Source organism: Methanomassiliicoccaceae archaeon, from assembly GCA_034928305.1.
Classification (GTDB): Archaea; Thermoplasmatota; Thermoplasmata; order Methanomassiliicoccales; family Methanomethylophilaceae; genus VadinCA11.
In genome coordinates this window covers 95,586-115,774 of the sequence record JAYFOZ010000002.1, presented here as the reverse complement: position 1 = coordinate 115,774, position 20,189 = coordinate 95,586, and the positions used below count along the sequence as shown (strand labels likewise).

Genomic DNA, 20,189 nt, shown 5'->3' with positions numbered 1-20,189 from the left:
TTACCACCTCAATTCCGTAAGATCGTCTATGACGGTCGTTTTCTTCATTTTGTATGCGTTGAGCAATATTGCTATGCCCACAGCGACCTCGCATGCTGCGATCGCAACGGTGAACACCACGAAAACCTGTCCCATTATTTCGCCGTTATATGCGGCGAAAGCGACAAGGTTTATGTTTGCGGCGTTCAGGACCATCTCGATGCACATCAGCACGACAATCGCGTTGTTCTTGGTCATTATTCCATATGTTCCTATGACGAACAGTATGGCCGAGAACATGAGGAAGAATTCAATTGGAATCATCGTCATCAACCTCCTCTTTTGCAACGCATATCGCACCGACCATTGCACCGAACATTATCAATGCCAGCAGTGCGACGATGGGGCCATATGTTTCAAACACCACGTATGTAAGCGAACCTGCAAGGAGGTTTCCGCTTCCATCTATCGGGTTGAAGGTAGGCATCGACTGAGGCCAGTCGTAGGTGACAATGTCCCCCCATCCGGTGGCGAACACGGCGAACGTGAGTGCGACCATCACTATGACGGCCGTGACGATTCCGTAGATCGTTCTCTTACTCATCATCGTTGCCACCTCCGGACTTCATGATGTAACGTCTCGTAAGCATTATGCTGAACGCAAACAGTATGGTGATAGCACCGACGTACACGAATAGCTGTATGATCGCCATGAACTCGGCTTCCAGGAACAGGAAGACAACTGCCACGACTACAAACACAAGGGCGAGGTAGAATGCACTGTGCATTGCCTCCTTATCGGTAACCACGAACAACGCAGCGGTTATTCCGATGGCCGCTACGGCCAGGAACATCACCAGGTCACCGTTGTTGCCGAGGTACCCCAGATAGTCGGTGAACTCGTTCCAAATGTTTTGTATTGTAGACATCAGAGCACCTCCTCAATGATTATTGCGTCCTTGGGACAGTCGATTACGCAGTTCTCGCAGCATATGCACTTTTTCGCATCGAACTCCGGAATGAGCTTGGGCTTGCCTTTGGCGTTAAGGCCCTTCTCGACCATCGTAACGGCATCGACGGGACATACCTTCTGGCACTTCTTGCATCCGATGCATAGGTCCTCATCGACGACAGGGTTGTCTATCTCATAGGGGAGTACCCTCCTCTCTGAGCGCCCTGCATCGATATCGGACTGGAGGGTCATCTCCAGATGTACCTCCATTCCGGGCGTTGTGTCCTTGAAATTCAGCCTGCGGGGTCCGTAGAACAGATCTTCCTTGAACAGCTCTGCCAGTTCATATTCGGGCGTCACGGTCATCGCGTTCACCGGGCAGTATTCAGCGCAGTACCCGCAGAAGGCGCACCTTCCGACGAACACCTGCGGCCTCGATACCATCTTGCCATCGTCGTCCGCAACATCGACCATCTTGATGCACCCCGTAGGGCACATCCTCGAACATACTCCGCAACCGATGCACTTATCGAACCTGAGCCCCGGGCGTCCGCGATAATTGTCGGGAATCCACTCCTTCTCGTAAGGATAGAGAATGGTGACGGGCCTGTGGGTTACGGTCTTGAAGAACAGCTTAAGGCTGACCCACATGGGCTTCAGAACCCAAAGGGTCCTCGCCGGGTTTTTCGGATACTTATCTAGATATTTTATAGGCATCAGAAGACACCTCCTACTTTGAGCAATACCGCAATTACCAGGTTGATCACAGACAACGGCATGAACACCTTCCATCCGAGGTTGAGGATCTGATCGATCCTAACACGGGGCAGAGCTACTCTGACCCAGATCATTATGAAGAAGATGAACCAGCCCTTGAGGAGCTGTACGACTTCGGGAAGGAATCCGTTGACGGCATCGGATGCGAACGGAGCTATATTCCAGCCTCCGAGGAACATGATGGATATCATCGCACAGGAGGCGAATCCCCTGAGATAATCTCCAAGCATTATGAGTCCCCATTTCATTCCGGCGTACTCTGTCTGCCATCCCTCGACCAGTTCGGCCTCTGCTTCTGCCAGGTCGAAGGGCGAACGCTCGGATTCTGCACACGCACATGTGAAGAACACGATGAAACCTATGAACAGCGGGATGATGTACCACATCGATTCGTTCTGAGCGGCCACTATGCCGCCGATATTGAATGTTCCAGACAATACTGCCACGGAACATACGATGATGAGCATCGGAATCTCGTATGATATCATCGACTCCGCAGCCCTCATTCCTCCGATCAGAGAATATTTGTTGTTCTGCGACCAGCCGGAAACCAGGATGAAGAATGGCGCCAAAGCGTACAGCGCCATAACGATCAGGAGACCGGAATCGAAGTTCACGATGTAGAACCTGTCGGAAAGAGGCAACATGCACGCAACAAGGACCGACGTGCCTATGACCAGTGAAACGGTCCACATGTAGGTCATTTTGTCGATCTTCTTGGGCATGGTGTTCTCTTTCATGAAGGTCTTGAGACCGTCGGCGACGCACTGCATGAATCCCTTCATGCCTATCATGGTCCCTCTTCTGTCCATGAACCTTCCGAGAACTTTACGCTCTTCCCACAGCGATATCAGTACCCCGACGAATATCACCAGGAATATCAGCAGCGCCAGTATGATTATCGCGAACGCGTTGACTACGGCATCTGATACCAGCCATTCCGAAAGCCAGTTCCCGGGTATCAGAAGGTTGATGAGCCAGGCTACAATTCCTCCTAGGAACTGGTACACCTCGAAACCGATGTCATAGACCACGTTGTACGTGTCGTACGGATAGTACGCGTTGGACATCGGGTCCCCATATTGAATCCAATCTTTCATTGAAGAAACCATAGTATCACCTGTCCGTTTCTCCCATGCAAACATCGATCATAGCCATCACTGCCGGAACATCGGCGACCCTGACTCCTTTGACCATGGGCCTCGATGCGGATATGTTAGTGAACAGCGGCGCGCGGACCTTAAGCCTGAAGGGCTTGTCCGTGCCGTCCGATATCAAGTACATCAGCGACTCGCCGCGAGGGTCCTCGAGCTTGCAGAATGTTTTTCCTGCCGGTACCTTGGAAGGTACCTTGAGCCTATAGGGCGCATTCTTGCCGAGAGCATTGATCTTGCGGACAGCCTGCCTGATTATCTCACAGGACTGGAACATCTCTTCGATCCTGACCATATATCTGGCATAGGTGTCCCCTTCTTTCAGGACGGGCACCTCGAAATCGATGTGCTCATAGTTGTCGTACGGGTCGTCGCGACGCAGGTCGAAGTCTACTCCGCATCCTCTCATCGCGGGCCCCGTTATGCCAAGGTTGGCGCACTGCTCGCGCGTGAGATAACTGATGCCTTTCATCCTCGATACATAGATCGAGTTGGTGTCGATCATATTGATAATGTCCCAGAGTGCTTTCTCAAAGCGCTCGGTGCACCTCATTACATCCCTGTCAAATATATCGGTAGTGTCGTTCCTGACTCCGCCGATACGCGGGTAGTTGGTGGTCATCCTCTGACCGCACAGCCTGACATTAAGGTCGAGCCAGTATTCCCTCTCCCTCATTCCCCACAGGAAAATCGTGAGGTTACCTAGGTCCGTTCCGACGGCCGCAAGCCACATAAGATGCGACTGGATACGGCAGATCTCGTCCGCCACTATCCTGATATACTTGGCTTTCTCGGGAACTTCTATCCCCAGGGCTTTCTCAACGGTCATGCAGTAGAGGTGAGTATAGGTCATCGATGCCGAATAGCAAAGACGGTCTGCCATCGGGATGATCTTCGGATAGGTCCTGTTCTCGGCCTCTTTCTCCCAGCCGCGGTGCAGGTAACCGATAACGGGTTCCGCATCCGTGACTATCTCTCCGTCGACCCTGACTTTCAGTGTCCAAAGTCCGTGGGAGAAGGGATGCTGCGGACCCATGTAGATCCACATCTGGTCCGTTTCGTACTTCTCTTTCCCGATTCTCTCCTCAGGAGGTGAATCGAATGTGTCTATTGTATTTTCGACTACCATCATTCCTGCCCCCTTAGTTTATAGGACTTCCTGAACGGGAAGAACGTATATGTGTCCGGAGTGAGAAGCCTCTGTAGTTTCGGGTGCTCATCGAAAATTATCCCGAAAAGCTCGAACGTCTCCCTCTCGTGCCAGTTCGCGCCTTCCCATACGAGTGCGACCGAGTGCACGTGGAGATCGTCAAGCGGTAGCTTGGTAAAGATCTCGATCACCGTTCCGCTGTGATAGTTGGTAAGGAGATATATGACCTCCAAATGGTCGATCATATCCGCGCCCATGACGATCGTGCAGTGCTCGAAAGTCAGGTTGTCGTGGATGTAGTTACATACGTCGAAAGCATCCTTTTTGTCCAAAATCTCCGCATGAACGCGGCGGACATCGGTCTTGCTGACCGTTACCTTCCCTTTGAATTTTGTTTCAAGTAGATGCTTTATCTCGGAGACCGAGGGCTCCTGATAGATCGCTTCTGTGTCCATCATCTTCAGTCCTCCAGGAAAACGCCTCTGTTGAAGTAATCGCCGATTTTCTTCTGAAGCAGCATGAAGCCGTCGATCATCGCGTCGGGCTTAACGGGGCATCCGGGAATGTAAAGGTCTACTGGCACAATCTGGTCGACTCCCTGAACGCAGTTGTAGGAATCATACCAGGGTCCGCCGGAAATGGCGCACTCGCCCATGGCTATGACCCACTTGGGGTTGGGGATCTGCTCGTAGAGACGCCTTATGGAGGGACGGACCTTCTTTCCGATCCATCCGTTAATGAGCAGAATATCTGTCTGCCTCGGGGATGAACGATAGATGATTCCGAGACGCTCTGCGTCGTGCCTTGTCGTAGAGGCGGATGCCATCTCGAGGGCGCAACAGGCCAGTCCCCAGTGCAACGGGTGCATGGAGTTTTTCATAGCCCATGTCCAGACAGGACCTGTGAGCTTGTCGACGGTTTTCTTGGTCCCAGCGCTTAGAAGGTCGTTGATGACCAGAGTGGACCAGTCCATGAACTCTTCCGCGCTCATGGCGACGGCATGAGGGTACAAACTCATATCCATATTTTTTCCTCCTTTTTGAGCGCATAAGATACGCCCAGGATCATCACGCCGAGGAATATGAGAATCCAGATGCGAGCCATGGTCGATAGACCGGAAAATCCTACAGCCCAAACCATCAGAAGGGTCGCGACAAGGTCGAAAACCACGAAAATGATGGCAAAAGCATAGTATTGGAACCTGAACTGGACGTGTGCGTCCCCTATCGGTTCCGACCCGCACTCATAGGTTGACTCCATCCACGGCGTCGTTTTCGTAGGTCTTATAAACCTAGACACGACCCACGCTAGCGGCGCGAAGCCCATACAGACCACGCCTAGTACCATCAGCGGAATGTAGTACGTTATCAGTGACATTGGGGCGTCGCGACGTCTTAAAAGTATATAACGATTGAGTCACGCATTTTCCCTATTGCGCGAGCGCGGGAACAAGTTATTATGGAGGTAACCGATTTGCCTATGATTCCAATGTCTGTCAAAATCGGTTTTATCGGCGCGGGTAACATGGCTTCCGCTATGATCGGAGGCATAATAACGAGCGGACTTTACACAAAGGACGAGGTGGTCGCTTGTGCTCCGAGCGCTTCTACGAGGGACAAAGTGTCAGCGAAATACGGCATTAAGGTCTACGGGACCGCTGCGGAGGTCGTTCGCCTTGCAGATTTCATAGTACTCTCGGTAAAACCGAACCAGCTTCAGGACCTTTTTGCGGAGGAGGGGCTGAAATTCAATAGCTCCCACCTCATAATGAGCATAGTTGCAGGAGTGAAAATCTCTACTTTAGAGACGTATGTGCCAGACTGTAAAATAGTACGAGTTATGCCCAATCATTGCTGCCTTGTAGGCGAGGGTGCCGCGGGTTATTCCCGGGGGATAAGGGCGACAAACGAGGATATGGAGAGGGTCCGCGGCGTGCTGTCTTCGTCCGGAATGGCAGAGGAGGTAAAAGAATCGGACCTGGACGCTGTGACCGGAATAGCGGGGAGCTCCACGGCCTTCATGTACATGGTCATTGACGCAATGGCCGACGGAGGCGTCCTATGCGGACTTACCCGCGAAAAAGCGATAAGGCTTGCGGCCCAGTCGATGCTGGGTTCTGCGAAAATGGTTCTAGAGACGGGGGAACACCCGGACAAGCTGAAGGACAGCGTGTGCTCTCCGGGAGGGACGACCATCGAGGGCGTCCGCGTCCTTGAGGACTCGTGCGTCAGGGCGGCCTTCATAGCAGCAGTCGAAGCGAGCACCATAAAGTCCAGGGAAATGGGGCGCAGGTGACCTTCGCGCGCTCTTATATTACTAGGTAATGATAATTAGCGATGTCTGAGCGGGAACAGCAATCCCCTGAGCGCCCTGGGGGCGCTGTACCATACGGGTTTGGTGTCCCAGGCCAGGTCTTCCTTCTCGCATACCGTGGAGTTCATCATCTCCATTCCTTTCTCTTTGATCCCCCAGAGGAGCGTCTCGCGCTCCGCGGAGTCCCGAACGGCCATTATCTTGTCGACCTCATGCATTAGTGAACGTGCCAACTCGGTCCTCTCGGTACGGTCGATCAACCGTGACTCCGATATCCTGCCGGCCTCGAACTCACATTGTGCCAGTACATTGGCCGCATCGTAAGATGTCTCTGCTATCCGGTCACGGGTCATAAAATCGGTCTCGTAGGACAGCGTTAGCTTCCAAGAAGGGCTGTCCAGCAGCACGCGGTGCTCCTCCAGTGTCCTCGCGTAGAATTTATAGCCCCATTTATCGGGCTCTTCGAAGGCTCTGCTACCGGGATCGACGAAGGGCGAGAAGGGAGAGTTGTATATAAACAACCCATCTTTCCTATCGACTAGCGACCATAGTTTCTTTGATGCTCTGGCACTGTTGACGGCCGACTCTGATGACTGGAATGGCAGCCCGGTCATATAGAACAGGTCCATCCGCATACACCCTCCTTCAAAGGCGTTTTGGACTGTTTTTTCGATGTTTTCGTTGGTGTATCCCTTGCCGAGCGCGAAACGCACCTCTTCATCGTGGGAATCGGGTGAGAACTCGATCGTGTACCCGCCGTCGAACGCGTGGTCCAGTGATTTGAAGTAATCGGCACTTGCACCGTTGAACAGCTCGATCACGACGTGGTTGTCTATCCCACGTTCCCTGACAGACCTGAGAAACCTTTCGGAGTAATCGTCTCCGTTCTGCCTTATGTCCCCTACGACAAAGATCGGTGCTTTCATGTAGCTCTGTATCGCATCGAGGTCCTCGGCCAGTTTCTCCGGGCTCCTGAATGCCGGTCTGCTCCTGCATACCACTTTTCCGTTCGCGTAATGCGATCCGCCGCATTCTGCACAATTCAACGAGCATCCGCGTACCGACAGGGCCATCGTGAGCGGTTCGGAATCCCAACCTGCCCACGGAAGCGAGCTCTTGACGTCCATGGTCTTCAATACACCCTTGATCATGGTGCCGTAATCGAAAATCACATCGTCCAGAGTATCTGGAACAAATGTCAAGCCGTTGTCATGGACTTTCCCCTGGCAATCCTTCCAGACCAGATTGGGAACTTCCGACATGTCCCCTCCGGACTCGAGGGTCTGCATCATCTTGACCGTCGGCTCCTCGGTAGAATCGCCACGCATTACGAAGTCTACCTCGGGACGGGCGATCAGCTCTTCCCAGAAGTACGATGATGTCAGCCCTCCGAGCTCCACCTTCGCATCCGGATGGTGCTTCTTTACGAGCTTGGCAAGTTCCAGCGCCCCGTGGGCATGGGGCATCCAATGAAGGTCGATAAAGTATACCTTGGAATCGAGCTTTCTGATAGCCTTCTCGGCATCGTACTTCTCGCTCATCAGCATCCTTACCGCGATGTTGACGATCCTTGTCTTGAAACCGGCCCTCTGCAGGTGGGCACTTAGGGTCATGAACCCTATCGGGTACATCTCGAACACCGGCGAAGAAGGTATCACATCGCTCACCGGGCCGTAGAATATCGGCTTTTTCCTGAAATCATAGACGCTGGGGGCGTGTATGAACACTGCATCGTATCTTGTCATCGTTCACTTCCCATAGCGCCTTCCGCGCTGCTGGTACGTCCTTATGGCACGCAGGAAGTCGATGTACCTGAACCCGGGCCAGTAGACGTCTGTAAAATAAAGTTCTGAATATGCGAGCTGCCATAGGAGGAAATTGGATATCCTGACCTCCCCGGAGGTCCTGAGCACCAGGTCCGGGTCCGGGGTGTCGGACGTATACATGTGCTCAGACAGCATGTTCTCGTCGATATCTTCCACTTTTATGTTCCCGTCGGCCACCTTCTGGGCGACGCTCTTCACGGCCGCTATGATCTCCTGCCTGCCACCGTAGGCGATGGCCATGTTGAAATGGTAGTCGGAATAATCTTTCGTCTTCTCATCGGCGTAGTCCGCAGCTTCTTTCACATGATCTGGAAGCATCGTAACGTCTCCGAGGACCTTGAGGCGGACCTTCTTCTCGTGGACCCTGGGGCTCTCTGCGAATTTGATCAGGGACTGCCTCAGCAGTTCCATCAGGAATTCGACCTCGTCTTTCTCCCTGTTGAAGTTCTCGGTTGAGAAAGCGTACACCGTCAGGAATCTGACCCCGTCCTCCACGCACCAATTGAGCACTTCCTCCAGCTTTTCGCTGCCGAGTCTGTGCCCCTCCTCTTTTGTCTCCCCTCGCTCCTCCGCGTACCTGCGGTTGCCGTCCATTATTATGGCAACGTGTTTGGGGACCTGGCCCGCAAGCACCTCCTTCCTGAGCTTTGTCTCATAAGTGGAGTATGCCTTGTTGGTCAGTATATTTGAGATCGGCATCTATATCACTCGAAATCGCTGGGAATACCTGCGGCACGGACGCCCATGTCGAAGCATCCTATGGCCGCCACCGCACCGATTACTCCGCCCATGCCCGTAACGGAGATTATCTGTACGCCGTTCTCCTCGGCCAGTTTTATCGCGGCCTGGTGATCGTAGAGCACTGTTTTGGCGCTCCATCCGAAATCGCTCAGTTGCTCTGGTATTTTGAGCCCCTTATAAACGGCCATTACGGCTTCTTCAGAGTATGACTCCTTCCTCACGAAATCTACAGCGTACTCTATTATCTTCGGTACGTCTTCCTCGACAGCAGCGAAAGATATGGCTGTAGAGCAGCAGTTCGTCGTCTTGCTTGGTACGTCGGGGTTGAGTTGGATTATCTTGTGCTCGATGAACTTGCCGTAGGGGCATGACCTTCCGAGCTTCATTCCTACGACCCATGTGGCACCTTTCTCTTTGGTGTCCGTGTCGTCTATCCCGATGACGAGACGTATCATCTTGGGGGTGACGATTTCGACGCTGGCGGCATGGGCGCCGCCCATCTTGAAACCGTCCGGATATACCGTCTCGATGACGTCCGGGCATTGCGGGATGCATGCACCGATCCCGACCGACGCTCCTGCGAGCCCTTTCCATACGGTGCGGACACGGTCTCCCTCGACCTTGAGCGAAGAAACGCCCTGTCCTCCCAGGTTGGCGGAGACGGGTCCGAAGTTCAGGGCCCTCTCGCCTATCTCGACGTTCATTATCAGAGTCTGGCCGTCCAGATCTATGTCTTTGATTATGCCGCCGGTGCGGCGGCGGTTGACTATATCCCATTCTGCCGGACCTCTGGACGAGCATACCTCGACTATCTGTGCTATGCCGTTATCTTCGTCCACCATGGTGTAGAACCCGCGGCAGAACAGGGGGCCGTATTTTGCTTTGACCTCGTCCGGCTTCAGGATAGTTGGCATTCAATCCTCCTTTTCCTCTTCGTGTCCATCTTCTGAAGAATTTTCATCTTCGTAATCGTCATCGTCGTAGTCGTCTTCGGGCTCCGCGGCGAGGTATAGACATTCGGGAGGGACTTTATCGCACAGGAATACCGTCTTTGCGGCTTTTCCGACTGGAAAACCGGCTTCTGCGCAGGCATATGTGTCCACGGCTATGATGACCGGGTCCTCGCTGCGCACGGAGCCCGCCGTTACCGCATCATCGTATGTCAGGGACAGATGGACCATCGCACGGTCCGTCGGCATAAGGCCGGCTTCGAGGATCAGTTCCGCCTCCTCGTCGGTGGCCGGATAATATAGCTCCTCGGGGACGTTGTCGGTCGGCAGGTTGAGCTCCAGCTTTACAGTGTGCCCGTAGGTCGCCCTGACGTCCGCTCCGGATAGCTGGTACCTGCCCTTCGGGTCCGTCTCGACCATTGCCTCGATGTGGTGGGGCCTGAGCCATTTCCATCTGTTCTGGTCCCTGCTTTTAACCATCGAAACGATGTCGCGTGTGTCCACGAAACCCTGCTCATCCATATCTGGATCCCCGTTGCCGTGCCTGAGGATCGCCGCCATGCTCCTTCCGAGTTTTTCAACCTCGTAGTCGCTCATTATGAATTTACCTTCCTCGCCGCAGAGCGGGCACAACTCGCCGCGGAAATAACCGTGTTCCTCGCACTCGTGTATCATTGACTGCACTTCCTCTCGTAAGTCCTCTCCGCCGCATGGACGGTGTTGGACATGAGCATACAAATCGTCATCGGGCCGACGCCGCCGGGGACCGGCGTTATGGCCGACGCCTTCTCTTTCACATTCTCGTCGACGTCTCCTACGAGACGCGTTCCCTTTTTGGAGTTCGGGTCGGGTATGTGGTTTGTCCCCACGTCTATGACGACCACTCCCTCTTTAACCATATCGGGAGTTATGAAACCCGCTCTTCCCATCGCCACGATGAGTATATCCGCCTGACGGGTAATCGAGCCGATATCTTTGGTCCTGGAGTGAACCACTGTGACAGTGGAGTTTGCCCCTTCGGCCTTCTGCATCATCATCGCCGCCATCGGTTTCCCGACGATGTTGCTCCTTCCCACTACCACTACGTGCTTCCCGTCGGTCTGGATCCCGGAGCGGATAAGAAGTTGCTGGACGCCGGCCGGCGTCGCGGGAAGGAATTCGGGGTCTCCGACTAGCATCCTTCCGACGTTGAAGGGATGGAAGCAGTCCACGTCCTTAGATGGGTCTATGGCGTTTATCACCGCCTGCTCATCTATGTGCTTCGGTAGCGGAAGCTGTATGAGGAATCCATGGATGTCAGGGTTTTTGTTGAGGGCACCTACCCTGGCGAGAAGATCTGCCTGGCTCGTGTTCCCGGGCATGATTATCGTGTCCGAATGCATCCCCAGTTCCTGGCACATCTTGCCTTTCATGCGAACGTATGTCTGGGATGCCGGATCGTCGCCGACAAGTACCACGGCGAGTCCCGGAGTGATGCCTTTTTTCTTCAGCGCGGCTATCCTGGCCTCGAGCTCCCCGTATATCTCCTGGGAGATCTCTTTACCTAGGATAAGTTCGGCGGTCATGCTACCGTGAGCGAACCGAGCTTTATATTTATTACTTTAGCGCACGTCGTAATGCTTTGCCGCCTCGGGCAGGGTCTCGGCCGCGAATCCCATATCCAGTATCCCGGCTATCGCTTCTCGGACATTATCTGTGTTCTCTTTCGCAGCATGTTTGGAAATAATCCCGCCGTCTATGAATTCCGACATGTGCCAGCTGTGTGTTGCTAGTATGAATACTCCGTTCTCCAGGCGGGAGGCCATCTCGACGTAGTCCTCCGGAGAACGCTTTCCCTCATGCATCGGCCAGAGGTACCCGACTATCTTTTTGTCTGAGGCGTCCCTGCCAACCGGTACCGGGAATTCCAGCACTCCGCCCAGCTTGTAAGGAATAATCTCTTTTTCCATCGGCTGGTACTTTGAAGAGTCGTACTTTATCCCGATCTCGGCAAGTATGGAAGGGACCTCCTCGGACATCTTCATATAAGGCATCCTTGAACATCTGGGTCTTTTACCTGTAAGATCCTCGACGGTTTCGCATGCCTTTGAAAGGACCTCCTTTTTCCCTCCCGGTGGAAAAGTACCGGTGAAATCCTCGTGGTCGAAACCGTGTATGCCCACCTCGCGCCCGGCCAGATGCTGGGCGCCGATGTTCGACAGCGTTCTCGCCTCGGCGAAATATGTGGCATTTACGCCCATCTCGTCCAGTATCCCTGTAAGCGTTCCGATCCCCTCGCCGGAGGACTTGAACCTGGGCGCGGTGCCGAGGCCCCTGTTGTATGAGCCGGCCTGGCTCATTCCGGGTACGGGGATGTTGGCATCCCTGTCTACATCGACGGTAAAGCAGAAGGACCTCATATCATCTTTTTACATTTGGTACCGACATGCGTTTGATCAACATACCTTCGATGTCCACAGGCTGGTATCTTTCGGCCAGGACCATTGCGCGCTGCAGCTTGGCTTCGTTGTCCGCGTATATCTCCATCAGAACTTCCCCTGCCTCGACCCTCTGTCCTTTCTTGCGGAACAGCAGCAGGCCGGCCCCCTTGTCGTTGGGGGATCCGGCAGCCTTCGCGACGGCTACGATATCCTTGTTCTTAATCCCGTGAACGTATCCGCTCTTCGGGGACCTGAACTCCGCCATGAACTGCCCCGGCTTGAGGTCTTCGGACTTTACGTTGCAGTCACCGCCCTGGGCGTCTACGATCTGTCTGAACTTCTTTAGCGCCTCTCCGGAGTCGAGGATCTCTCTCGCCTTGACGTTGCCGTTGGACATCCCGCTCATCTCCAGTATGATCCCGGCGAGCTCACATGCCTTCTCCGCGACACTGGCAGGATGCCCCTGGCCCTCCAGTATGCGTATGCATTCCCTCGCCTCCAGGTTGGGCCCGACCGCGCTTCCCACAGGCTGGTCGGCATATGTTATCGCGCATTCGACATGTATTCCCAGCTTGTCGCCCAGGTCCATGAAGTCCCTCGCGTAGGTACGGGCGGCCTCGATGGTCGGGACCTTTGTGCCTGCTCCCATCGGTATATCGATAAGCAGATATTCTGCGCCGATGGCGAGCTTCTTGCTCACTATGGAAGCCAACATCTGGGCGCGCGGGTTTATCCCCAGCGGGTGCTCGATTTTTATGACCAGGTCGTCCACGGGCGCAAGGTTGATGGCCCCGCCCCATGCGAGGACCCCTCCGATCTTCTCGGCGACCTCCTTCAGACGTTCTGACGAAAGTTCCACGTCGCAGAACGTCTCTACGAAGTCGGAAGTTCCGCAGGCGCTGCTTATCGCGCGCGAAGACGTCTTCGGTAACATTAGGCCCGCGGCGGCAACGATGGACACTACTATCGGCGTGACCTTGTTACCGGGGACCCCTCCCATGCTATGGAAGTCATATACTGGCTTTCTGTCGAAGACTATCCTCTCCCCGGTATCGACCATCGCAGTGGCGAAGTCGGCGATCTCGTCGATGCACATCCCGTTTATGTAAAGGGACGTCAGCCATGCGGATATCTCGATCTTGGACAGCTTTGTGTCCAGTATATCGCGGACGATACCGAATATCTCGTCCTTGGAAAGAACCTCTCCGTCCATCTTTTTACGTATGCTGCGTACCGACTCGGGAGATTGTGCGAACTCGACGGATACCGTGTAGCCGTCCTTGGCCCCTATGGCCGCCATCGTCTTTGCGGGCACCAATATGGTGCCCCGCTCGACCAGCGTATCCGTCCTGCTGACCAGGGCTGTTGCAAAACCTTTGTTCTCAAGCCTCACCCGGTCGTTCTCTTTGACCCCGATCTCCTCGCAGTCGTCGTCATGCATCAGGACCGTCGGCTCGGACGAGTCCACATCGAAATATTTTACATTCAGTTTCATTCTTTAAGCCCCCATTTTTCAAGTGCCTGTGCGAGTTCCTTGTGATCCTTGGCGTATTCCTTCAGAGGTATCCCGTCGTAAATAGCACTGACCGCCTGGGACATGGCCATCGCTCCGCTCCTCACTCCGCCGGGATGCCCTGCCACGCCTCCTCCCGCCTGTATCTGGACGTTTAGTCCTGACGCGCGTACCATCTTCTCCAGCATTCCGGGGTATACTCCTCCGGAACATACGGGCATTACAGTCCTGTATTGCGAAGAGGGGTCGAGACACGCATCAAGGTTGTCGTGGTCTCCTTCGATGTCGCCGGACATCTTGCCTGCTCCCAGCGTCCCGATGTGCAACGCATCTCCTCCGCACATCCTTATGATCTTGACCATTGGAAGCATCGCTATCCCGTGCTCCGGATTTTTTGTCATTGCACCATGCATCGTCCTGTGGACATGGATCGGCACCTTTATCGAAGGGTCCTCGGCAAGGGCCTGAACCGCCCCGAACCCGCATGTTATCACATCGACCATAAGCTGCTTGGCCCCCCAGCCCTGGGCCCTTTCGGCCACTTCGAGTATCTTGTCGCCGTTGGTGCTTACGTTAACCGCGTGCACCATCCTGTGGCCCTCGCTGGCAAGCCTGTCGAGAGATTCGGCCACCGCTATAGTGCGGTCCTGCATCGGGCAGAACTTCTGGTCCACGAGTGTCTCGTCGTCCTTGCTGTTGGTCAGTCCTCCCGCCCCGGCCTCATAGACGTATTCGGCCGTCTCCTTCGGCGATAGCCCTATCTTTGGCTTAACGATGGTTCCGATCAGCGGCTTCTCGGGGCGTCCGAGTATCTTCCTCAGACCTTCCGCACCGAACCTCGGCCCGTTGTACATCGACCTGATGCTCCTCGGAAATTCTATGTCCTCGAATCTGACCGCTTTGAGGGCCTCGAGCCCATAAAGGTTCCCCGATACCACGCTGAGTATCTGCGGTATACCTCCGACCTCTATGCTGAAATCGACGTCAGGGAATGCTATCGTAACCAGGTCCCCTTCTATGGCCAGAACCCTGGCCCCATAGTTCGCAAGGGTTTTCTCGGTCAGCGTGGATATGCCTGTCCATGTTCCAGTGGACTGCTCGGCCGCAATGGCCTCTGCCGCCTTCTCTATCGGAAGATCTGTCGTGACACGGTATTTGCAGACCACATCGGTTGCCGGGTCCGCCTCCTCTCCCAGATGCAGATATGAAAATCCTGCCATTTGGTTCACTCCTCAAAAAGGCTGTCGCCGAGCTGTCTGACCATCACTTCGTAGACTGCGCCCGGATGTATCATCCCTACATCGGTTATTATCGCATCTATGTATGCCGCAGGCGTGCTGTCGAAAACAGGGTTGAATATCTTTACGGATTCGGGGATCTCCCCCTTTTTGACGACCTCGTCGAGGCTACGCTCCTCGATAGTCACCATATCGCCGAAAATGGTCGCCGGTGAGAATTTGTATGTTTCACTGCAGACATAGAACTGCACCCTGGCTTCGTGCGCGGCAAGTGCCAGCTGCGACGTGCCGATCTTATTGATAAGCGCGCCATGGGAAGTTATTGTGTCAGCGCCCACGAATACCTTGTCCACTTCCTTCATGACCGTCCGCACGGCGCTGTCGACTATCAGGGTGGTATCTATTCCTGCTTCGGCAAGCTCTTTGACTGTGATTATTCCCTGCCTCCATGGGCGGGATTCGGTCGCATAGACCTTAATGTCCTTGCCCTGACGGTGGGCTTCTTTGATGACGCCGATCGCTGCGCTGCTGTTGCAGTGCGTCATTATAACGTCGCCGGACTTGATGCGATTGGCACCGATCTTGGCTATCGTCGCCACGGCTCTGGCCGATATCTCGACGAACTCTACGGCGTTGGAAGAGACCGTATCTCTTGCCTCCTGTAGTGTCGATACGGTGGACAGACCCCTCATTGTCGCCCTGACCCCGTTCCAAAGAGAAACTGCCGTGGGGCGGGATGCTATCAGGACGTCGGCGCTTTTCTTGATGTCGCGGCGAAAATCTTCCAGCGACGTGCCCTTGTAATCCATGGCGAAATCGCCCATTGCGGAAGCTCCGGCACGTGCAATCCTCCCGGCACCTCGAATGGTCATGTTTCTGATGGATTCCGCCGTATTTTCAATGATTTCTGCCACAGTTGATAATGTCCATTCCCCATTAAATACGTGACTAGCGCACTACAAGGACTTCCTGGACTATCCTTCGGACATCTTCGATCCCATAGGTCAGGTAGATTGCGGCCAGCAGTGCTTCGAACGCATCGGCCCTCATGTTCTCGTTTACTATAGGCCTCTTCGTCATGGGGTCTGTGTGCCCCCCGCCAACGAGAAGTATCTCGTCCAGCCCGATCCCGTAGGCAATGACCGCCTCGGATATGTTGCGGTTACGGACGATCTCCTGTTTCAGTCCTGTCATCCTCCCCTCGGTCAGATCCGTGTTTCTATAGATGTGCTCGCAGGCGACGAACTCCAGAACCGCATCGCCGAGGAACTCCAGCCTTTCGTTGTTGCACATGTTGCCGGCCTCGTTGGAATAACTGTCATGAACAAGTGCGGAAGCAAAAAGCTCCAGGTCGTTGTCCGGGATGTTCCTGTAGCCGAACGGCGGCTTCGCAAGGAGCTCCCTGATCGCCCTCTTATGCTGCCCTAATACGTCCACGCTCGGTAATCCTGTTCGAAATATTTGTACTGTTCATGGCTCGCATTAGGATTATTAGCCTGTATGCCGTTGCGTGTCAGCATGGCAGGCAAAAAGCGCATCAGAATGAGGGGAGTGAAACATGCCTCGAAGCGGCTTGAGGAGGAGCTTTTAGACCGCTCTGCCGAGCTTGCGGCCGATCCCGGGATCCTCAGACCGATGTGCGCAGGAAACTGCCGCAAGTGTCATTTCGATAAGACTTTCAAAGACATCGGAGTGATAGCAACGCATGCCAACAATTCCGATGCTTTACTCAAGGATGCGACCAGAGGAAGCGACGACATCGTCCGCGCATATGCCGGGACTATCTCCCTGGCGGCCGCGGGCACTGCACCTTTGCTCGCCACCGCCAAATTGGGCGAGGAAAAGATCTCCTATGCCGTTAGGGGAACTGTAGGGGCCGACAAGCTCATCGGCTGCCAGTACTACAACGACCCGAAGATCAGACTCTTGATGTACAACACCATGATCAAGAAGAACCGTCTGTACCTGTACTCTTTCGGCGATAACATCGTGTGCTCGGACAAACCCAATATGCCTGAAGATTATCTTTACGACACATTCTGGGAGACCCCTTACGAGTTTCCGGACGATTCCCTCGACTGCGGGCACGATGCCCTCGCATCGCTGGAGATAAAAATAAAATCCCTGGGCCAGAGCATTCGCATATGCTCGGACTGCGCAAAGGATATCTCCACGGTCCAATACATCATTTCTCGGATAGCTACTATCAATCCCCTCGACGACATTGAAGTTTCCGTGGTCCACAAATACCGTAAGGAGGGAGATGACGGAAGGGTGATGATCGAAGGCGATACCCTAAAAAAATACGCGGGAGGAGGGAGCACCGACAAGAGCCTCATCTCATCTGTGATGAGGACAGGGATGGACAGCCTCAAGAGCGGGAGCACCGCGACTTATGTCGTAGGGAAAAAGAATTACGGTTCCGACCTCAGCGCTTTCCTATCCTCTCTGAAGGGTTCCGACGAGGACCGGGATTCGCTCAGACTTTTCCTTGAGAACTTCCCCACGCCTGTTGTAATAAGGACCGAAAGAGTGAACGAGGCTCTTTCGGCGGTCTGGGAATCGAATTACAAAAAAATCATCGAGCTTTCGACCTCTAAAGAAACTGCAGATTCTATGGGGGATGTCTCCAAAGGTGTCCCGGCGGATGCGCTTTCCTATGCAAGAAAAAAGTTCGCACTGGCCGATGTGATGGGGTCGCTTCCGGTTTTCCAGAAATCGGGCCCGATAACCCAGATGTGCGACAAACTTGCCAAATCGGCAAAGGTTGGAGGCGCGAAGATGGTGCTGGATTCCCTAGAACGCGGTTTCGCAAAGGACGGCAGGTTCCGCTCCATATCCGCGTCCTTCCTGGCCGCGTGCGACAGATCGGAGAAGTACCCGTTCAAACTTTCCAAGGACGAATCGGAGTACATGGAATATCTGGTGCCGTTCGCAAAGGCGCTCATCGAGTCGGAGCCTTCAAAATATACCAGCAACATGAATACTATGCTGACCGCCTGCAGCTCAGGCGAATCTGTCTGAGATCCTGACGTCCGCGACATAGTGGGATACGGACGGGGCAAAGGATTTGACCTCCCTTATACCCAGTATATCGAAATCGTTGCATACTTCAGAAAAGATCCTGCTTATGCGTTGCTCTTGTTCGCCTGTAGGGAACGTGTCGTGATAGTGTATTGTTCCGCCGGGGCGTATCATCGACATGGCCTTCGGAAGGAACGCGGAGGTAGTCTGTACGTATCCCATGATTATCCTGTCGGCGAAACACTGACCCGGAATGCTGCGGTTATCGCCCAGCATGGGGATCACTTTGTCAATGACCCCGTTGAGCTTTACGTTCTTCAGCAGGAATCTGTAGGATTCAGGATTCTTCTCACATGCGAAAACCCTCCTGGCACCTGAGAATTTGGCTATCGGCAGAGTAAAGTACCCTATGCCTGCGAACATATCGACAACGGTTTCTCCGGTGCAGTCTGTTACGCGCATCCTCATCCTTTCATCGGTATTCCCTGACGCGAACATCACACGTGTAACATCGAAATCATACAATATGCCGTTCTCCAGCCTTACGGACTCGGTCGCGGTACCATAAATTAATTGGGTGCTGGGTCTTCTGAATTCACCCGATATGCCCGAAATATCGGCGCACACTGTTTTAACCCCTAGGACGTCCGCATATGCCCGCCCTATCTCCTCTTTGTAACCTATACATATGTCGGGAAGCTTTATTATCGCCACATCGCCGACAAACTCCCATTTCATCGGCAGGACTGACCTGATTTCTTCAGGAAAATGTGCCAGCACGTCAGATATCCTTCCCTGAGGAGTCATTCTTTCTATGGAATATGCCGTTGTTTCGCAGAGTTCGAACCTTGCCTGCGCTTCTGCGATCCTTTCATGAACTATGGGTACAAGCTTGAATTTACCTGCCTTGGAGATCTTTGCCGTCCTGTCGGCTATTCCTTCGGATATTAGCTCAGGGATGATTTCTGAAGCTATGTCCTGGGGCACCATTGCCGCAGTAACCTTTTTCATAATATAGCCCTCAGGACCACCGGCAGGAACCTCGCCATGTCCCTGATCCTCATTTGCGAAACTACAGAGCTGGGTCTGTCCAAACTTATTCCGTCCAGCACGCTCCGTACAGATTCGTGGGATGTGGCAAGGTAGGCTCTGTCAAAATCTTCATCATCAAATTTCAGGTATGCTTTCCTAAGCCTGTAACCGTTGCGCATCTCTCCGCCTACCGCTGCCTTCCATCTTTTTTCGTAGTGAGACATTGCCTTTATTGAAAAGTCGCCCGATCCGAACGATGCGTCGGCCGTCTCCTTGAGCGCATCCGCGGACCTGAACGCGGGATATAGACCTCCTCCGGATATCGGTTTGACCTGCCCGGCGGCGTCTCCTATGAGCATGAGGCGCTCGCCATATGTCTTAGCCCGTCCCCCCAGAGGGATTTTTCCCGAATATTTCTTTATGACTTCTGCATCTTCCAGGCCGGATGCCTTCAACAACGACCTCATGTATTCAAAGGGGGGTCCGGCAGACCAAGATGTGCAGAGCCCCACGCGGACGCATTCGCCGAAGGGGATCTCCCATGAGAAGAACCCGGGGGCCACTTTCGAACCCAGCCTGATATTGATCATGTCCTGCTCTTCATACGTCTTACGTACGTCCATCTGGAATCCGCGAACGTACTCCCTTGGCCCGTTGTCGGTTCCGAGCGACATCGCCACCTTGGAAGAGTGACCGTCCGCACCTACGATGAGAGAACATTCAGTGGCGCCGTTTGTCGATTCGACAGTGACGCGGTCCGTGACCCTGTGGCCGATATACCGTTCGTTGTACCTGTATTCGGCACCGGAATCCTCCGCCTTCCATGCCATTTTGCGGTCCATGTCTGCCCGGTCTATCACGTTCGCTTTGGGCCATCCGGACCTGACAGATATCCTGCCCCCTCCGGGAAAAAATACATTGGCCCCGTATAGTACGTTCAAAATGTCCGGGCGTACGCCGGAGAGGCCTATGACGTCGTCGGTGACCAGCCCCGCACATTCCATGGGGGTGCCTGATTCGCGGTGCTCCTCGAGAACCAATACGTCGCGGTCCCTGGCCAGCAACTCCGCCGCCTTGCTGCCTGCCGGTCCGCCGCCGATTACGACGGCTTCGCGCATGA

General features: G+C 54.1%; 23 protein-coding genes. 2 read left to right on the top strand and 21 right to left on the bottom strand.

The window, feature by feature from the left end; all coding sequences use genetic code 11:
* From nuoK to VB016_02280, 9 genes are read right to left on the bottom strand one after another with little or no spacing between them, the layout of a single operon-like run.
* Positions 1–303, bottom strand: coding sequence for an NADH-quinone oxidoreductase subunit NuoK (gene nuoK, locus VB016_02320; protein MEA4977376.1), 303 nt, complete (start codon positions 301–303; stop codon positions 1–3).
* A complete protein-coding gene (locus tag VB016_02315; protein MEA4977375.1) occupies positions 290–586 on the bottom strand; it encodes a hypothetical protein in 297 nt (98 codons plus the stop codon). The genes nuoK and VB016_02315 overlap by 14 nt, the downstream gene beginning before the upstream one ends.
* On the bottom strand, positions 576–908 hold the full coding sequence (locus VB016_02310; GenBank protein ID MEA4977374.1) for an NADH-quinone oxidoreductase subunit J: 333 nt from the start codon (positions 906–908) through the stop codon (positions 576–578). Before VB016_02310 ends, VB016_02315 begins: the two co-directional genes overlap by 11 nt.
* Entirely contained in the window at positions 908–1,648 is a 741-nt protein-coding gene (locus VB016_02305; protein ID MEA4977373.1) for a 4Fe-4S binding protein, read from the bottom strand. Before VB016_02305 ends, VB016_02310 begins: the two co-directional genes overlap by 1 nt.
* Complete coding sequence (locus VB016_02300) at positions 1,648–2,820, bottom strand: complex I subunit 1 family protein (GenBank protein ID MEA4977372.1); 1,173 nt, start codon at positions 2,818–2,820, stop codon at positions 1,648–1,650. Before VB016_02300 ends, VB016_02305 begins: the two co-directional genes overlap by 1 nt.
* Before the next feature lie 4 nt (positions 2,821–2,824).
* Complete coding sequence (locus VB016_02295) at positions 2,825–3,991, bottom strand: NADH-quinone oxidoreductase subunit NuoD (GenBank protein MEA4977371.1); 1,167 nt, start codon at positions 3,989–3,991, stop codon at positions 2,825–2,827.
* On the bottom strand, positions 3,991–4,470 hold the full coding sequence (locus VB016_02290; protein ID MEA4977370.1) for an NADH-quinone oxidoreductase subunit C: 480 nt from the start codon (positions 4,468–4,470) through the stop codon (positions 3,991–3,993). Before VB016_02290 ends, VB016_02295 begins: the two co-directional genes overlap by 1 nt.
* 2 nt (positions 4,471–4,472) lie before the next feature.
* Entirely contained in the window at positions 4,473–5,036 is a 564-nt protein-coding gene (gene nuoB / locus VB016_02285) for an NADH-quinone oxidoreductase subunit NuoB (protein MEA4977369.1), read from the bottom strand.
* The gene (locus VB016_02280; protein MEA4977368.1) at positions 5,027–5,389 is read right to left on the bottom strand and encodes an NADH-quinone oxidoreductase subunit A; all 363 of its coding nucleotides are present in this window, start codon (positions 5,387–5,389) and stop codon (positions 5,027–5,029) included. The genes nuoB and VB016_02280 overlap by 10 nt, the downstream gene beginning before the upstream one ends.
* Before the next feature lie 111 nt (positions 5,390–5,500).
* Between VB016_02280 and proC the strand changes: the two genes are divergently transcribed.
* Complete coding sequence (gene proC / locus VB016_02275) at positions 5,501–6,307, top strand: pyrroline-5-carboxylate reductase (GenBank protein ID MEA4977367.1); 807 nt, start codon at positions 5,501–5,503, stop codon at positions 6,305–6,307.
* Between the two features lie 35 nt (positions 6,308–6,342).
* Here the strand turns inward: proC and VB016_02270 are convergent, their stop codons facing one another.
* Genes VB016_02270 through VB016_02225 form a run of 10 tightly spaced genes read right to left on the bottom strand, consistent with a single transcriptional unit; the run spans position 6,343 to position 16,450 of the window.
* Positions 6,343–8,070 (bottom strand): TIGR04190 family B12-binding domain/radical SAM domain protein, encoded by a 1,728-nt coding sequence (locus tag VB016_02270; GenBank protein ID MEA4977366.1) that lies wholly within the window; start codon positions 8,068–8,070, stop codon positions 6,343–6,345.
* Between the two features lie 3 nt (positions 8,071–8,073).
* Positions 8,074–8,850 carry a polyprenyl diphosphate synthase gene (gene uppS, locus VB016_02265; protein MEA4977365.1) on the bottom strand — a complete coding sequence of 259 codons (777 nt, stop codon included), beginning with the start codon at positions 8,848–8,850 and terminating at the stop codon, positions 8,074–8,076.
* A 5-nt stretch (positions 8,851–8,855) separates the two neighbouring features.
* Positions 8,856–9,806 (bottom strand): DUF1743 domain-containing protein, encoded by a 951-nt coding sequence (locus tag VB016_02260; GenBank protein MEA4977364.1) that lies wholly within the window; start codon positions 9,804–9,806, stop codon positions 8,856–8,858.
* Complete coding sequence (locus tag VB016_02255) at positions 9,807–10,517, bottom strand: RNA 2'-phosphotransferase (GenBank protein MEA4977363.1); 711 nt, start codon at positions 10,515–10,517, stop codon at positions 9,807–9,809. It abuts the gene before it with no gap.
* Positions 10,514–11,407 (bottom strand): tetrahydrofolate dehydrogenase/cyclohydrolase catalytic domain-containing protein, encoded by an 894-nt coding sequence (locus VB016_02250; protein ID MEA4977362.1) that lies wholly within the window; start codon positions 11,405–11,407, stop codon positions 10,514–10,516. Before VB016_02250 ends, VB016_02255 begins: the two co-directional genes overlap by 4 nt.
* Positions 11,408–11,443: 36 nt before the next feature.
* Entirely contained in the window at positions 11,444–12,241 is a 798-nt protein-coding gene (locus tag VB016_02245; GenBank protein ID MEA4977361.1) for a polysaccharide deacetylase family protein, read from the bottom strand.
* Position 12,242: 1 nt separating this feature from the next.
* The gene (locus tag VB016_02240) at positions 12,243–13,757 is read right to left on the bottom strand and encodes an AMP phosphorylase (protein MEA4977360.1); all 1,515 of its coding nucleotides are present in this window, start codon (positions 13,755–13,757) and stop codon (positions 12,243–12,245) included.
* Positions 13,754–14,995, bottom strand: a complete 1,242-nt coding sequence (locus tag VB016_02235) for a RuBisCO large subunit C-terminal-like domain-containing protein (GenBank protein MEA4977359.1) — start codon at positions 14,993–14,995, stop codon at positions 13,754–13,756. The genes VB016_02240 and VB016_02235 overlap by 4 nt, the downstream gene beginning before the upstream one ends.
* Before the next feature lie 5 nt (positions 14,996–15,000).
* The gene (locus tag VB016_02230; protein MEA4977358.1) at positions 15,001–15,927 is read right to left on the bottom strand and encodes a ribose 1,5-bisphosphate isomerase; all 927 of its coding nucleotides are present in this window, start codon (positions 15,925–15,927) and stop codon (positions 15,001–15,003) included.
* A gap of 34 nt (positions 15,928–15,961) precedes the next feature.
* Entirely contained in the window at positions 15,962–16,450 is a 489-nt protein-coding gene (locus VB016_02225; GenBank protein MEA4977357.1) for a ribonuclease III domain-containing protein, read from the bottom strand.
* A gap of 81 nt (positions 16,451–16,531) precedes the next feature.
* Between VB016_02225 and VB016_02220 the strand changes: the two genes are divergently transcribed.
* On the top strand, positions 16,532–18,037 hold the full coding sequence (locus VB016_02220) for a hypothetical protein (GenBank protein ID MEA4977356.1): 1,506 nt from the start codon (positions 16,532–16,534) through the stop codon (positions 18,035–18,037).
* On the opposite strand, the gene VB016_02215 is transcribed toward VB016_02220, so the two are convergent.
* Positions 18,020–19,048: a class I SAM-dependent methyltransferase family protein gene (locus VB016_02215; protein ID MEA4977355.1), complete on the bottom strand. Its 1,029-nt coding sequence runs from the start codon at positions 19,046–19,048 to the stop codon at positions 18,020–18,022. The two genes, VB016_02220 and VB016_02215, sit on opposite strands and share 18 nt — an antisense overlap.
* Positions 19,045–20,187 (bottom strand): NAD(P)/FAD-dependent oxidoreductase, encoded by a 1,143-nt coding sequence (locus VB016_02210; GenBank protein ID MEA4977354.1) that lies wholly within the window; start codon positions 20,185–20,187, stop codon positions 19,045–19,047. The genes VB016_02215 and VB016_02210 overlap by 4 nt, the downstream gene beginning before the upstream one ends.
* Between the last annotated feature and the right edge of the window lie 2 nt (positions 20,188–20,189).

Coding starts and splice junctions, on each gene's coding strand:
- nuoK (MEA4977376.1), bottom strand. CDS start 303: ATGATTCCAATTGAATTCTTCCTCATGTTCTCGGCCATACTGTTCGTC.
- VB016_02315 (MEA4977375.1), bottom strand. CDS start 586: ATGATGAGTAAGAGAACGATCTACGGAATCGTCACGGCCGTCATAGTG.
- VB016_02310 (MEA4977374.1), bottom strand. CDS start 908: ATGTCTACAATACAAAACATTTGGAACGAGTTCACCGACTATCTGGGG.
- VB016_02305 (MEA4977373.1), bottom strand. CDS start 1,648: ATGCCTATAAAATATCTAGATAAGTATCCGAAAAACCCGGCGAGGACC.
- VB016_02300 (MEA4977372.1), bottom strand. CDS start 2,820: ATGGTTTCTTCAATGAAAGATTGGATTCAATATGGGGACCCGATGTCC.
- VB016_02295 (MEA4977371.1), bottom strand. CDS start 3,991: ATGGTAGTCGAAAATACAATAGACACATTCGATTCACCTCCTGAGGAG.
- VB016_02290 (MEA4977370.1), bottom strand. CDS start 4,470: ATGATGGACACAGAAGCGATCTATCAGGAGCCCTCGGTCTCCGAGATA.
- nuoB (MEA4977369.1), bottom strand. CDS start 5,036: ATGGATATGAGTTTGTACCCTCATGCCGTCGCCATGAGCGCGGAAGAG.
- VB016_02280 (MEA4977368.1), bottom strand. CDS start 5,389: ATGTCACTGATAACGTACTACATTCCGCTGATGGTACTAGGCGTGGTC.
- proC (MEA4977367.1), top strand. CDS start 5,501: ATGTCTGTCAAAATCGGTTTTATCGGCGCGGGTAACATGGCTTCCGCT.
- VB016_02270 (MEA4977366.1), bottom strand. CDS start 8,070: ATGACAAGATACGATGCAGTGTTCATACACGCCCCCAGCGTCTATGAT.
- uppS (MEA4977365.1), bottom strand. CDS start 8,850: ATGCCGATCTCAAATATACTGACCAACAAGGCATACTCCACTTATGAG.
- VB016_02260 (MEA4977364.1), bottom strand. CDS start 9,806: ATGCCAACTATCCTGAAGCCGGACGAGGTCAAAGCAAAATACGGCCCC.
- VB016_02255 (MEA4977363.1), bottom strand. CDS start 10,517: ATGATACACGAGTGCGAGGAACACGGTTATTTCCGCGGCGAGTTGTGC.
- VB016_02250 (MEA4977362.1), bottom strand. CDS start 11,407: ATGACCGCCGAACTTATCCTAGGTAAAGAGATCTCCCAGGAGATATAC.
- VB016_02245 (MEA4977361.1), bottom strand. CDS start 12,241: ATGAGGTCCTTCTGCTTTACCGTCGATGTAGACAGGGATGCCAACATC.
- VB016_02240 (MEA4977360.1), bottom strand. CDS start 13,757: ATGAAACTGAATGTAAAATATTTCGATGTGGACTCGTCCGAGCCGACG.
- VB016_02235 (MEA4977359.1), bottom strand. CDS start 14,995: ATGGCAGGATTTTCATATCTGCATCTGGGAGAGGAGGCGGACCCGGCA.
- VB016_02220 (MEA4977356.1), top strand. CDS start 16,532: ATGGCAGGCAAAAAGCGCATCAGAATGAGGGGAGTGAAACATGCCTCG.
- VB016_02215 (MEA4977355.1), bottom strand. CDS start 19,048: ATGAAAAAGGTTACTGCGGCAATGGTGCCCCAGGACATAGCTTCAGAA.
- VB016_02210 (MEA4977354.1), bottom strand. CDS start 20,187: ATGCGCGAAGCCGTCGTAATCGGCGGCGGACCGGCAGGCAGCAAGGCG.